The sequence below is a fragment of the Sphingobacterium sp. SYP-B4668 genome (assembly GCF_027627455.1).
GTDB lineage: Bacteria > Bacteroidota > Bacteroidia > Sphingobacteriales > Sphingobacteriaceae > Sphingobacterium.
The window spans coordinates 102378-117728 of sequence record NZ_CP115483.1; the positions used below are offsets into that span (position 1 = coordinate 102378).

The 15351-nt window shown below is 41.8% G+C and carries 9 protein-coding genes; 7 read left to right on the top strand and 2 right to left on the bottom strand.

Annotated elements, in window-relative coordinates; translation table 11 throughout:
- Positions 1-31: 31 nt before the first annotated feature.
- The 3 genes from OQ289_RS00475 to radA all read left to right on the top strand — a co-directional run bounded on the left by OQ289_RS00475 (position 32) and on the right by radA (position 4253).
- Complete coding sequence (locus OQ289_RS00475; RefSeq protein ID WP_270088925.1) at positions 32-523, top strand: hypothetical protein; 492 nt, start codon at positions 32-34, stop codon at positions 521-523.
- Positions 524-570: 47 nt separating this feature from the next.
- Positions 571-2727 (top strand): peptidase domain-containing ABC transporter, encoded by a 2157-nt coding sequence (locus OQ289_RS00480; RefSeq protein ID WP_270088926.1) that lies wholly within the window; start codon positions 571-573, stop codon positions 2725-2727.
- A 140-nt stretch (positions 2728-2867) separates the two neighbouring features.
- Positions 2868-4253, top strand: coding sequence for a DNA repair protein RadA (gene radA, locus OQ289_RS00485; RefSeq protein ID WP_270088927.1), 1386 nt, complete (start codon positions 2868-2870; stop codon positions 4251-4253).
- 33 nt (positions 4254-4286) lie between these two features.
- Here the strand turns inward: radA and OQ289_RS00490 are convergent, their stop codons facing one another.
- Entirely contained in the window at positions 4287-4973 is a 687-nt protein-coding gene (locus OQ289_RS00490) for a TlpA family protein disulfide reductase (protein WP_270088928.1), read from the bottom strand.
- Between the two features lie 255 nt (positions 4974-5228).
- On the opposite strand from OQ289_RS00490, the gene OQ289_RS00495 reads away from it, so the two are divergent.
- From OQ289_RS00495 to nagB, 3 genes are all read left to right on the top strand, one after another.
- Positions 5229-7715: a DUF5686 and carboxypeptidase regulatory-like domain-containing protein gene (locus OQ289_RS00495; RefSeq protein WP_270088929.1), complete on the top strand. Its 2487-nt coding sequence runs from the start codon at positions 5229-5231 to the stop codon at positions 7713-7715.
- A 59-nt stretch (positions 7716-7774) separates the two neighbouring features.
- Positions 7775-8926: a methionine aminotransferase gene (locus OQ289_RS00500; RefSeq protein WP_270088930.1), complete on the top strand. Its 1152-nt coding sequence runs from the start codon at positions 7775-7777 to the stop codon at positions 8924-8926.
- Positions 8927-9134: 208 nt separating this feature from the next.
- Positions 9135-11057, top strand: coding sequence for a glucosamine-6-phosphate deaminase (nagB, locus tag OQ289_RS00505; RefSeq protein WP_033563753.1), 1923 nt, complete (start codon positions 9135-9137; stop codon positions 11055-11057).
- 180 nt (positions 11058-11237) lie between these two features.
- On the opposite strand, the gene OQ289_RS00510 is transcribed toward nagB, so the two are convergent.
- Entirely contained in the window at positions 11238-12134 is an 897-nt protein-coding gene (locus OQ289_RS00510; protein WP_270088931.1) for a helix-turn-helix transcriptional regulator, read from the bottom strand.
- A gap of 201 nt (positions 12135-12335) precedes the next feature.
- Here OQ289_RS00510 and OQ289_RS00515 point away from each other — a divergent pair, with 201 nt between their 5' ends.
- A complete protein-coding gene (locus tag OQ289_RS00515; protein ID WP_270088932.1) occupies positions 12336-15350 on the top strand; it encodes a SusC/RagA family TonB-linked outer membrane protein in 3015 nt (1004 codons plus the stop codon).
- Position 15351 lies beyond the last annotated feature (1 nt).

A 15351-nucleotide genomic window follows, 5' to 3' on the forward strand; every position in this document is an offset into this window, starting at 1 on the left:
CATTAAATGGAGGAGCAACTGTTCGGTTTTTATGATAAAAGCGCAAAATAATGGTATATATATCGGGAGCATTGGTTTATTTCTTCTATTGCTGGCTGCTACCCCGTTTATTAAAATTCCTATTTATACGTCAGCAAGAGGGGTGGTATCAGCTTTGAAAAAGGACAGTCTCAGTGGGGGCAGTCCTTCTTTGGTCATCATGTGCAGATTGCCCTTGTCATCGATCGGACTGCTTCGAAGTCAACAATTAGTATCGATACATATGGATGCATACCCCTCTCAGCTATGGGGTGCATTGAGTGCGACAGTAATCGATACAGACAATAGACCAGTAATCGATGCTACCACCAATACATCGTACATAAACGTGTATTGCCAAACTGATCAAAATCATTTATCACTTAAAGATGGTCATAAGGTTACTGTGGGAGAGGGGCATCCATTGACCGCTAGATTCAGTGTCGCTGAGCGTACCCTTTGGCAATTAGCCTTTGGCCGATTGGAAGATATTATGGTCCCCTAACGGTGTTCTAGGACACTATATTTAATCCTTATCCATTCCCGATTTAGATGAAAGCACCAATTTTAGTATTGCAACATGATTATAAGGATTGTGGAGCTGCTTGTATTTCTTCCGTTGCCACATATTATGGGTTAGAACTGCCGATTGCCAAAATACGTCAGTCATGCCACACCGATACAAAAGGGACCAATGTCCTTGGTATGATTGAAGGACTGTCAACCCTTGGTTTTTATGCAAAGGGTGTAAAAGGGGATTTGAATGCTCTTTCACAGGTTCCGCTTCCTGCCATTGCTCATGTTGTTTTGGAAAACGGTATGGCACACTATGTTGTCATCTACGAGATAAAAAAGGATAAATTAAAATTTATGGACCCCGCTATGGGCAAAATAGTAGAACAACGAATAGCGGAGTTTGCCAAAATTTGGACTGGGGTGTTAATCTTGATGGAGCCCAATGAGTATTTTGAGCAAAGAGATGGGAAATCTAATATTTATTCTCGCTTTTGGAGTCTTATACATCCACATCGCAGTATTATTTTACAAGCGCTAGCTGGTGCGGCTATCTATACATTGCTAGGACTGTCGACTTCAATCTACATCCAAAAAGTGACGGACCATGTGCTGATTGACGGAAATCTGCAACTGTTGAATATCCTTTCGGTAGGAATGTTGATCATTCTGTTTTTCCAGATTTTTATCGCTTCGATGAAAAGTATCATCGTACTTCAAACTGGGCAGAGAATCGATCGATTTCTTATCCTTGGGTACTACAAACATCTTTTGCGACTGCCGCAACGTTTTTTTGATACCATGCAAGTAGGGGAGATTATCTCAAGAGTGAACGATGCCGTCAAAATCCGAACTTTTATCAACGATGCAGCCATACAGATTGTGGTCAATGTATTTATTGTCCTTTTCTCCTTTATACTCATGTTTACTTATCATTGGCAGTTAGCTATGATGATGACCCTTATTATTCCGTTTTATATAATAGTTTACCTGATATCGAACGCTTTAAACAAGAAAGTAGAAAGACGCATTATGGAAGAAGATGCCGAACTCGAATCTCATCTGGTGGAGTCACTCCATGCCATGCGGACGATAAAACAATTTGGGGTCGAGGGATACGCTAATAATAAGACAGACAATAGCTTTAGTCGTCTACTCCAATCACTATATAAATCGGTACTCAATACTCTTTTTTCTCAGAATGCATCCGAATTTTTATCTCGTTTTTTTACCATCATCTTACTTTGGATTGGATCGAGATATGTAATCGACAGAACAATATCTCCAGGAGAGCTTTTTTCGTTTTACGCCTTAATTGGATACCTTACGACCCCCGTTACACAATTGATCGGTATGAACAAACTGGTTCAAAATGCATTAATTGCTGCGGACCGTCTTTTTGAAATCATGGATCTCGACACCGAAGAGCAAACCACAAAAATTGACATGGAGCATGATGCAATAGGAGACATTGTATTGGAAGAAGTCTCTTTCAGTTACGGTAGCCGCGTTGACGTGTTTACAAACCTAAATTGTGTATTTCGGAAAGGTACTACAACCGCGATTATTGGTGACAGTGGTTCCGGCAAAACGACACTTGCGGGATTGCTGCAGCATCTCTATCCTATTAAAGGGGGGAAGATTTCCATTGGTGACTACAACATTAATTATCTATCACATCGTTCACTTAGAGGGTTGATATCTGTGGTGCCGCAGCAGATCAACCTCTTCTCGGGCACTGTCATCGAAAACATCGCGTTAGGTGATGACAATCCAGATTTCAAACGAATTCTAGATCTTTCTAAGTCTTTGGGAATATTGTCTTTTATAGAAAAGCTACCCGAAGGATTTCAGTCGCAACTTGGGGAAGATGGAACGTTTCTTTCTGGCGGCCAAAAGCAAAGAATTGCGATTGCTCGGGCACTTTATCGTAATCCTGAAATCCTAATCTTGGATGAGGCGACCTCTGCGTTAGATTCTGAGTCTGAAGAAGTAATTAAGCGTGTATTGGACAAAATGAGTTACGAAGGGAAGACATTGATTATTATTGCACATCGTCTCAGTACAATAGCACATGCCGATAATATCATGGTCCTTAAGGATGGTCAAATCATAGAAGAGGGAAATCACGCCCAACTTCTTGGTCAAGATTCAGTCTATAAGTCAATGTGGCAAAAGCAGAGCTTGTTCATTTAAGGTAATTCGTAGCTTCTGATGGGTGTGGTGTGCAGGAGCTGTTGTGCAGATCGGGCCATGTGCATCAGCCGTGACAAGAAAAAAAGAAAAGGCTAATCTCATAGGCCGCACTGGCCAACAAATTTTAGTAATTTCGTGAAATGGCGAAAACTAAATCAGCATATTTCTGTCAAAACTGTGGATACGAATCCCCGAAATGGATGGGGCAGTGTCCTTCTTGCAAACAGTGGAATTCTTTTGTCGAGGAAGTCGTCGAAAAGAGCAGTTCTAAAGTCCCCGAATGGCGGAGCACCACAGCTAGTGCTACACCAAAGCGAGCAAATAAAGCTGCTATCATTCACGAGATCGTGTACCAAGATGAGTCGCGGATATTGACCCCGGATCATGAATTTAACAGGGTGCTTGGTGGAGGGATTGTACCAGGGTCGTTAGTATTGATTGGGGGCGAACCTGGAATTGGGAAGTCTACGTTGATGCTTCAATTGGCACTTTCCATTCCGCAGGTAAAGACGCTCTATATCTCCGGCGAGGAAAGCGAGCAACAAATCAAAATGCGAGCGGAGCGGCTCTCGCAGTCTTCTATGGCCAATTGCTATATCCTGACCGAAACATCGACTCAAAACATATTTAAACAGATAGAGGCCGTACAGCCCAATGTAATCGTTATCGATTCTATTCAGACATTACATTCATCGCAAATAGAGTCCGCGCCCGGGTCTGTCTCTCAGGTCAGGGAGTGCACCGCCGAATTGCTGCGATTTGCGAAGGAAACAAGTACGCCCGTATTTATCGTTGGACACATCACTAAGGATGGCTCTATTGCTGGCCCTAAGGTATTGGAGCATATGGTCGATACGGTCTTACAGTTTGAGGGCGATAGACACCATGTGTATCGCATATTGAGAGCGGTAAAAAACCGATTTGGATCTGCCTCGGAATTAGGTATCTATGAAATGCAGGGGTCCGGACTCAGGGAAGTATCCAATCCTTCTGAAATAATGCTCTCTCAACGAGATGAGCCCGTAAGTGGAGTCGCTATTGCCGCGATGCTTGAAGGAATGCGACCGATGATGATTGAAGTACAGGCCTTGGTCAGTAATTCAGCTTTCGGAAATGCTCAACGGTCATCCACAGGCTATGATACCAAGCGGCTCAACATGTTATTGGCCGTACTGGAAAAGCGATTTGGATTCAGGTTGAGCGCGCAGGATGTATTTTTGAATATTGCAGGAGGACTTCGCGTCGAAGACCCGGCCATTGATCTGGCCGTTATCGTTGCTATTATCTCTTCACAACAGGATATGCCTATACAATCCAATTTAGCATTTGCTGGAGAGGTAGGATTATCAGGTGAGATTAGAGCTGTAAACCGTATAGAGCAACGGATTGCTGAGGCTGAAAAACTTGGTTTTGATGGGGTATTTATTTCAAAATTCAATACCAAAGGACTTGATGCTAAGAAATATAATATTGCGATACGACCGGTCGCGAAATTAGAAGATCTCTTTAGCGCTTTATTTGGTTAGTCTAAAAAACAAGAGGACGGGGATTCCCCGTCCTTATTTTCCGAGCACCTCGGCCAATTTTTTGTTCAAATCCTCTTTATGAATATTACGCGCGATGATTTTGCCATTCGGGTCAATCAATACATTCTGTGGGATTGCTTTAACACCATATAGCGTCCCAATGTCATTCTGCCATCTTTTAAGATCCGAAACATGTTTCCAATGCCTTTTATCGACGTGTATCGCCTTGGTCCATGACTGCTTGTCTTTATCAAAGGATATTCCAAGAATTTCGAATCGGTCGCCCTTAAATTTTTCGTAAGTAGCCACTAAATCTGGACTTTCTACTCTACAATCCGGGCACCATGATGCCCAAAAATCCAACAATACATATTTCCCTCGCAGCTCGCGCAATTTAAATGGAGTTCCGGTTGTGTCGTTTTGAACGAAGTCTGGCGCCTGTTTTCCAATAGCAACAGTAGACAGTACCTTTAGGTAGTCTTGAAATTCTTTACCCTCTTTCGAGCTGCGCACCTGCTTGCTAAGCGTGTTGTAAAGCGTCTGCATCTCTTTGTAATCAGGGTCATATCCGCCCACTCGACGAAGCGAAATCAAGCTGGAAATAGAGTCGGGATTGTCTTTAACCTGTTGGATATAGTCCTGCTTCGTAAATTCTTTCTTTTGTTGCCCAAATAAAAGAATTGGAAAAGCGAGAAGTAAGTATAAAAATATAGTCTTCATGTGCATCGTGTTTTTACAAAGATAATATAATCTATAAAGGTGGTCGAGTAATATTTTTGTCATTTAACCATTTCAAAAAGAATAAGGATATGCAACATTTGTGGAAAGTGATTGTTCAAGACAATATGTGTAAGTAGATTTCCAGTATACCGCGCGTAGGGATGGAGTGTTTATTAACAATGTTTAACTAGTTATTATGGCCTGTTCAATTAACTTTGTGTCTTCAACCTCCATCAAGTTATTAGCAATCCGGATATGAGATATCTTACTGTAATTATACTCTTCGTATTTCATGCCGTTGGATTTGCGCAAATCCGTGGTATGGTGACAGATACTGCTGGAGTTGCCTTGGCCTATGTCACAGTCCAGGTCCAACAAAGCACGATTGGCACCTCTACTAACGGGGCAGGGCAGTTCGAATTGAAAGTGCAGTCTCAAGAAGGGAGCTGTCACCTTACATTTCAAAGTCTCGGTTATCGATCTAAAACAATGACCGTAGACCTTAGTAGGCAACCCGTCGACTTAAAGATTGTGCTTCATGCCGAACAGCGAATGATAGACGAAGTTGTTGTGGGAGTCAAAGGTATAGATCCAGCAGTTTATATTATTCAACAAGCCATTCGTAATCGAAAGGCAAATGGGGAAAGGAATGATAAATATAGAGCTGACTTTTACTCGAGAGGTATTTTTCGGGTGAAAGAACTTCCTAAGCGCATTCTCGGTCAAAAAATAGAGGATGAAGATGGTATTTTAGACACTAGTCGATCAGGTGTGATCTACCTGTCTGAGACCGTCTCCGAAATAGCATTTCAAAAGCCCAACAGTATCCGTGAAAAGATCGTGGCCTCAAAAGTCAGTGGAGATGATAAGGGTTTTAGTTTCAATACCGCTCAAGGGACCAACTTTGATTTTTATACAAATACGGTTGATCTAGGTGCCCCTATTATCTCCCCTATTTCGGATAGGGCCTTCTCCTACTACCGTTTCAAGCGAGAGAGTAAGATCTCGTTAGATGATGGTCCCTTAGTGCATAAGCTAAGTGTGACCCCCATACGAAAAAAAGAGCCCACCGTCACCGGCTATATCTATATCGTGGATCAGACATGGGCAATCTATGCTGTAGATTTTAAGATCAATGGATATAGCATGAATCAACCTATTATCGATACACTAAGTCTTAGGCAGCAGTATATCCATAATTCTCAAGATAATCGATGGTCTAAGTCCTTGCAAACGATTGACTTTCAGGCAAGTATTTTGGGCTTTCATTTCAACGGAAGGTATATACACAATTTTTCAAACTATGCGTATGTCCGAGATTTTGAAAAAGGGGTATTTTCGAATGTGGTGGCCACGATGGTAAAAGATGCCAATACCAAGGACGAAGCATATTGGAAAGCAATACGCCCTATCCCGTTGACGTTGGAAGAGAGACAAGACTATATCCGCAAAGACAGCATACAGACCCTTAGAAGCTCTCCTTCCTACATAGACTCGCTGGATCGTAAATATAGCAAGTTTAGTTTTTTGGATGTTATTACAGGATATCAGTATAGGCATACCCCCTCCAATTTTTTGTTTGAATATAAAGGCTTGTCCAACATTTTTTCGACGAGTTTCAATACCGTACAAGGATGGAATTTTAATGCGATGATGTCTGCGAAATTGGGCCGATCGGATAGGGGACGCTATTCGACCGGCAAAATCAATTTTAACTATGGACTAGCTGATCGTAGGCTACGGGTAGAGGGGCTGTTGACGCACCGCTTTGATACACATGACTATAGAGTAGTCTCTGTAGAAGGTGGACGCAAAATCTCGCAGTTCAATATAGAGGAGCCAATATCTAAGTTGGTAAATATGGGGGCATCGCTCTTCTTCAAGGAAAATTTCATGAAAGTATACCAGCAGGATTTCGTTAAATTGAGTTATGCACAGCAGGTAACCACCGCAGTGCGGATTATGGCTTCGGTGGCCTATAGCGATAGGATTGCTTTAGAGAATCAAACAAATTTTTCTTTTTTTAATAAAGAAAAGAATTATACAGCTAACAACCCGCTGCAACCTGAAGGACACGACACTCCGATTTTTGATCGCCATCATTTATTTAAATATGCTTTAGGCACACAAATAAAATTTGGCCAGCAGGTATTTGAACGGCCAGATGCTCGAATCGCAGTCCCTAATGATCGCTATCCTATCGTATCGATGCAGTGGGAGCAAGCTTTTGGAGCATCCGCTTCTAAGTACAAGTATCAAGCGCTTCATATAAGAGCCGATCAAGATGTCGTATTTGGCAACAAAGGTCAATTAGGCGCTGTTGTTAAAGCTGGAAAATTCTTTAACGCAGAGCAGATATCATTTGCAGATTTTCGACATTTTAATGGCAATCAGACACATGTAGGGACGACAACCAGATATTTGAATCACTTCCTTCTATTACCTTATTACACCAATAGCACCAATGATGCGTATCTGGAAATGCACGCCGAACATAATTTTAAAGGATATCTGTTAAATAAAGTCCCCTTGCTAAATCAGCTTCAATGGAATATCGTCCTCGGATATCACCACCTCACTGTGCCCGATAGACAGCCGTATCACGAATTTACATTCGGTCTTGACAATATTGGATGGGGTAAGTTCAGAATGCTGCGGTTGGATTATGTGCGTAGTCTACAAAGCGGCCGCTCAAAAGAAGGAGTTGTAATCGGACTTAAATTTTTAGGTATTCTCAATTAGGTCTGATTATTTTGATAAATAATCTACTATTTTAGTGTATTATTTATCATAAAAACAAGATGTCTTTCACCCTAACCTCCAAACTGCCACACGTGGGTACTACGATATTTACCCGGATGTCCGCTCTAGCGCAAAAATATCAAGCGTTAAATCTCTCGCAGGGCTTTCCTGACTATGAGACGGATCCCAGGCTTGTAGATCTCGTCAGCCAATATATGAAAGAGGGGTACAATCAGTATGCATTTATGGCGGGTGTACCGGTATTACGAGAGCGGATTGCCGAAAAAGTAGAAAATCTTTACGGAATCGATATTCATCCAGCAGATGAGGTGACGGTAACTGCGGGAGGCACCCAGGCCATTTTTACAGCTATAGCCTCCGTCATAGCCGTCGGAGATGAAGTTATTATTTTCGAGCCCGCATACGATTGTTATCGACCTACAGTCGAATTATTTGGTGGTCGGGTTATTCCAGTTATGTTACGGGCGCCCGATTTTGAAATTGATTGGAATGAGGTCAAGCATCTAGTCTCCGATAGAACCCGAATGATTATCCTTAACAATCCCAATAATCCTACAGGAAGGGTTCTTCAAGAACGAGATTTTCTAGCGCTACAACAATTGGTTGAGAGCACCAATATCCTCCTCGTCAGTGATGAGGTTTATGAGCACCTGATTTTTGATGATAGACGACCACATTCCATGTTGCAGTATGAATCGCTACGGTCGAGGGCTTTTGTGGTGGCTTCTTTTGGAAAGCTACTGCATACCACAGGGTGGAAGGTAGGTTATTGTATTGCTCCTGAAAAGTTGACTGCCGAGTTTAGAAAAGTCCATCAATTTAATGTCTTTAGTGTGCATGCGCCCACTCAGTATGCGATTGCCGACTATCTTTCAAACCCTGAAGTCTATTTGTCACTTCCTGGTTTTTTTCAGCAAAAAAGAGACCTGCTGATCGAAGGACTGAGTGGTACCGGGTTAGATATCCTTCCATGTGAAGGAACTTATTTCCTAAACGTCTCCTATCAACGGATTTCAAATCTTCCAGAACTACAATTTGCCGAATTGCTGACCAAAGAGAAAGGAGTAGCCATGATTCCAATATCTGCTTTTTATGCAGCCGAGGTCAACCAGTATTTGTTGAGGATTTGCTTTGCAAAAAAAACGGATACATTGATTAAAGCAGTTGATTTACTGCAGAATATTGGTTAAATTCAGCTGTTTATATTTTAATCGGTAGTAGGTGATGACGCCATTATTTTAGGTTTGGCTAGAATATGTAAGATATGCTCAAACGGTTGAGTAAGGGCAAAAAACGACATAACCGACAAAAACTTGCAAAAAAGCGCAAAGACGCTGTTATTAAACCATATAAATTATTAAATTTGCTACTCACCTTATCAAATACTTTATATCTAAAATGGCTAGATTAAATTTATTGGAAGAAACACGCTTCGAAAAAGTTCCTGTAAGTGTGTATACTGACCAAGACACCGCTTCAAAAATTGTTGCGAAACGTATAGCTGATATTATCCGTGCAAAGCAAGAAAAAGGCCAACAGGCTGTTCTTGGATTAGCAACAGGTGCTACTCCAGTAAGAGTGTATGCAGAATTGATTCGTCTGCACAAGGAGGAAGGATTGAGCTTTAAGAATGTCGTCACCTTTAACTTGGATGAATATTATCCAATGCAACCTGACGCGGCTCAGAGCTATGTGACATTTATGAACAACAAGTTGTTCGATCACGTAGATATAGAAAAATCAAATATCAATATCCCAGATGGTACGTTGGATGTGAAAGATGTTCAGGCTTTTTGTGCGGCATACGAACAGAAGATTACAGACTGTGGAGGATTGGATATCCAAATACTTGGTATTGGTCGTACTGGACATATCGGTTTTAATGAGCCAGGTTCTGCGCCAAATTCAGGGACACGATTGGTCACGTTGGATGATTTGACTCGTCGCGATGCATCACGTGATTTTGGAGGGAAAGAAAACGTACCCCGTAAAGCGCTTACTATGGGTGTGGGAACTATTTTCAAAGCCAGAGAAATTATCCTAATGGCTTGGAGTGGAAACAAAGCCGAGATTGTGAAAAAAGCCGTTGAAGGTGAGATTTCAGCAGATATCCCAGCGACTTACCTTCAGCTATCGGACAATGTTGAGTTTATCTTAGATACAGATGCCGCATCGTTATTAACCCGCTTTGACAGACCTTGGTTGGCTGAAGACGTGGAGTGGACTCCTGAGCTAACCAAAAAAGCAGTGGTTTGGCTTGCTTTAGAGGTGCAAAAGCCAATTTTGAAACTTCAAGAAGAAGATTATAATAGCCATGGTATGGCCAAGCTTGTTACTGAAGAAGGGCCTGCTTACAACATCAATATTCGCATCTTTAACGAATTGCAACATACTATTACAGGTTGGCCGGGAGGCAAGCCCAATGTGGACGATTCGCAAAGACCTGAGCGTGCAGAGCCGGCTAAAAAAACATCTATTGTATTTTCTCCGCACCCTGATGACGATGTTATTTCAATGGGAGGAACTTTTATCCGCTTGGCAGATCAAGGACATGATGTACATGTTGCTTATCAGACAAGTGGAAATACCGCTGTATGGGATGACGATGTGGTTAGATACTTGGAATTTGCAGAAGACTTTGCAAATGAGATGGGGATTGATGCCGCAAAGATTAAAGCATTATATGACGAGAGTCAGGCGATTTTCTCCAATAAAAAACCAAATCAAATCGATACAGATATTATTCGCAAAATAAAGGCGTTGATCCGCAAAGGAGAAGCAATTGCCGGGGCACGTTTTGTCGGGTTGCCTGCGTCCAATATCCATTTTCAAGACCTACCCTTTTACGATAGACAGAAGTTTTCTAAAAATGTATCTTTCGAAGATGATATCGTGCAGACAATGGAGTTGTTGCGTAAAGTGAAACCACATCAAATCTTTGCTGCTGGAGATTTTGCCGATCCACATGGTACACATAGGATTTGTTTCGATATCATATTAGAGGCGGTCAAGAGACTTCGTCAGACAGACGAATGGACGAAAGACTGTTGGTTGTGGTTGTACCGTGGTGCTTGGCATGAATTTCCAATCCATGAGATTGAGATGGCTGTGCCACTATCTCCTCAGGAGGTATACCGCAAGCGGTTGGCAATTTTTAAGCATCAGTCGCAAAAAGATCTTCCCGTATTCCCTGGGGACGACCCTCGCGAATTTTGGGTACGTGCTGAAGATAGAACTAGCGAGACCGCATCTTTGTACGATCAACTAGGGTTAGCAGATTACGAAGCTATTGAAGCATTTGTAAGATGGAAATTTGACTAATATAGTCTTCCTAATAAATATAGAAGGGTAGATTCTTAACGGATTTACCCTTTTTTATGTATAATCGTTAATCACACTCGGCTATTAACCTGTTAGGCCCTCAACGGTCACACTCGCTCGTTGTTCACGAATAGCGGAGAAAGATTTTGGCTTATCCTATACTGAGAGGGAATGTTTTATTTAGAGAACCAAGAGAGCACATTCACCAAGAGAGTCAATGCTGTTCAATGTCACAATGGCCATATATCTAAGTGAGTTTGGAACATAGCCAAAGAATTTTTTGAATGCCGTTGTAAAATGCGTGGCATGCTTATACCCCAACTGTTGGCTGATCATGCTGATTTTGAGGTCATGATCCTTTAGCAGTTGCTTTGCTTTTTGCATTTTGCACTCTAAAATGTAATTAAAGACCGTCTTTCCGAAGAAGAGTTTGAAATGTTTTTTTAGATACTGCTCATTAGTGCCCACTTCTCTCGCTAGCTGTGGGATTGTATAGTTCTGTCCAAGGTTGTTCTCAATGATTCGCTTGGCCAGATTCACTTTCTCCACATCCATTTCTCTTAAATGTACATTCTTCCTTTCTCGCACTAACTCCAGGTGCTCGAGAAGTCGGCAAAAAATGTTCAACGATTTTGCCCTATAGAATGTCGATGCCAATCTTTCTGGAAATTGCGTATGTACCAAATCGAGCACTGTTGTGTGAAGTGAGGGAACGTAGAATGTGTGAGGAGCTGTGAAGGAGCGAAGGAGTGTAATCATGTTTTCATGGTGATAGAATTCTATTTCACTACTTTCCAAAAAACCATCCCTAAAAGTTAGCATCAATACTTGGGCTTCTGCATTTTCGGCTGCCAGATATAAGTCTACGCCCTTTGAGTATACAAAGCAACAATGTTCTTCTTTTAATTCAATGTGTTCTTGCTCTACAAGAAGCGTACTTTTCCCTCTTGTGGAGACCACCAAAATTGAACTATTGTCCATTGTGTTATGGACAATGAAGTCTTCGTCCAAGGACATGTGCTTCACTTCATAGTCATTGCGTGTATGTAGAGATACCCTTTCGGCAACTTGGCTCATATTAATTTATTGATATTGGGGGTTAATTTCGGATTGTTGAAGTTGTTTTTCCGATATCGTCACCCTCTTGTTTAGATTTAATCTAAATTTGCAGCTCTTATTTAGACTTGTTCTAAGTCAAAGATAGGGAATTTTACAAAGATTAACTAAAAAAGGTCAAGGATGATAAAAAAATACTTTTCGATTTTATTACTTATTTTCATGACAACTTACGCTGTTGATGTGCTCGGACAGACACATTTGACGGTAGAAGGGCGTGTTGTTGAGGAAGACGAGCGGACACCCATAAAAGGTGTTTCTGTTTCTGTTAAAGAAAATGACAGATCAGGAAGTGTGATCACGGGATCGCAAGGCTCTTTTCGGATTCGTGCCCACCAAGGGCAGACACTAGTCGTGTCCCATATCGGTTATTTGACACAAGAGATACAGCTGGAGAGGGGACAGACCAATCTTGAAATCACCTTGATCAAAGATTTCAAAATGCTTTCTGAAGTGATTGTTACTGGAGCGCTCGGGATAAAACGACAGTCTAGGGAACTCGGTACATCGGCGCAGTCGGTGAGCAATGAAGAACTGAATTTAGGAAAAGTGGTGAACCCACTATTGGCGTTGTCAAGCAAAGTTGCAGGTTTGAGAATCAATGCTACAGATTTGACTACCGGTAAGACCGATCCCGGAATTCAAATCCGGTTGAGAGGTACGCGCTCGATGAATCGCGATAAGAATGACCCCTTGTACGTGGTGGATGGCGTACCTTTGCCAGATATTAGTCGTATCAATCCAAATGATATACAAGATATCACTGTGCTGAAAGGAGCTAACGCAGCAGCGCTATATGGGTCAGAAGGCGTCAACGGGGCCATAATGATTACCACCAAGTCTGGGAAATCTCAAAGAGGACAAATTAATTTCAGCAACAGTACCACGTTTTCAAATGTATTTCTACTACCTCCGGCCCAAACTACTTTTGGTCAGGGACAAAATGGAGTGTATAGCCCAGTGACGAGTGAATCCTGGGGAGATCGGTTTAATGGCGAGGTAAGAGACTTTGGATTACCTATCAATGGTGTCCAGCCCACTAAAGTATACGCTGCTCCAAGCAAGGACAATCGCTTAGCCTTTTTTGATACCGGTATTACCACGCAGAATGACTTATCTTTTTCGGGAGGTGACGAGAAAGGAACCTATTTTGTCTCGCTACAAGATGTACGGCTAAAAGGAGTGATTCCTGGCGACAAATCCAGTCGTACTGGAGCTAGATTCAACGGTTCTAGACGTTTTAACAAGCTGAATACATCTTTCAATCTAAACTATGTATTCTTTAAAAACAATACGACCAGTGATGGCCCGTGGCTGTCTGTCTATACACAGCCAGCAAATATAGATTATAAAGAAGCTCGTAGCTGGGAAGATCCAAGCTCGCCTAATCACCCATTGAATTGGTATAATCCGACCTCAGGCACGCGCAATCCCATCTTTATGGCAGATAATAATCGGAACACTTCCGATCAGCACACTCTCAATTCAAAGCTCGAATTTAACTACGAGTTTGCAGATTGGTTTGACGCGACCTACCGTACAGGGTTATATTTCCAATCAGAGCCCGGTCGTGTGACCAATCGTAAATTGGTATCCAATGTGGCGTCGAGGAATATCAATGGTTCTGTTAACGATACCCACCGCGGATTCACACGATTCAATAATGATTTGATTTTGAACTTTCATAAAGATTTTGGCGACTTTTCTACCAAATTGTTGTTGGGACAAAATGTTCGTATGGACGATACCAAGCAAATCAATGTTAGTGCAGCGAATCTATTATTTGAAGATATCTTCAATCAAGGCTCTAGAACAGGAGAACTTACTGGTGGATCTACCCTTACAAAATACCGATCGCTTGCGACCTACGGAGAGTTTACAGCTGGTTACCGAAACTACCTGTTCTTAACATTAACGGGGAGAAACGATCAAGTATCCGTGCTTGATCCCAACAACAACAGTTACTTCTCTCCGGGTATTAGCTCTTCATTCGTATTTACGGACGCTATCGAAGCTCTACGAGGCAATCGTATCTTGAATTACGGTCGAATCTACAGTTCTTACAATAAGACCGGAAATGTGACCTTAGATCCATACCGCTTGAACTTGGCCTACAGCCAGACTGCAGGTTTCCCATTTGGAAGTCTAGTAGGGTTTACCCCATCCTTGTCGGAGCCAAATCTATTGATCAAACCCGAATTCGTGAAATCCTTTGAAGTGGGTACACAGTTGGGTTTCTTCGACAACAGACTGCGTACGGATATCGCTTATGCCTATTCAGACTCGGATGGACAGATCTTCAATGCGGGGATTTCAAGTGCTACGGGATTTAACTCCACTATTGTAAACGCCGGTCAGGTTATCAACAAGACTATCGAGGTGATGATTGGTGGTACCGCTATTCGCAAAAACGATGTCACGTTGGAATTTGGTGTTAATTTCAGTTATACCGATACCAAAGCCAAAAACTTATATGCCGGAGATGAGTTTAACATCTTTAGACAAGCTTATGCAATTAAAGGCTTGCAATATCCGACACTTCGGATGACAGATTTCAAAAGAGAGGGTGGCAAGATTGTCCTGGACAAAGACGGTAATGTAATCCCTTCTGAGGACGAAGAAGTATTAGGTACCATGGTGCCTCCTTATCTTTTAGGTTTTAATACGAGATTCAGTTACAAATCTTTCACCCTAGGATTCCAGATAGACTCTAGATTGGGAAGTTGGATGTATTCTGAGGTGATTCCAAGGATGTACACGGCTGGGACACACCCTGAAACAGTAAAATATGATAGACAACCGTTTATCATGCCCAATTCGATGGTCCGTCTAGCAGATGGTTCTATTGTCGAAAATACAGACGTATATTCTAAAGGAGATAGAGCGTGGTGGGATGCTTATGGAAAGATTCAAACCACGACAGCAGCAAAAGGAGATTATCTCAAATTGAGAGAACTTTATATTGGCTATGATTTGCCAGAAAAATGGCTTTCAGGACAAAAGATGATTAAAAAGGCCAGTTTAGGATTTGTTGGAAACAACTTGTTTATCATTAGACATTCTTCCAATAAAATCGGTGATCCTGAAGCCTTATACAATCAGACAGATGGGTATAACAGTTTTAGACAGATTCCATCCTCGCGATCAATGGGTTTTAATGTGAATTTGACTTTTTAAG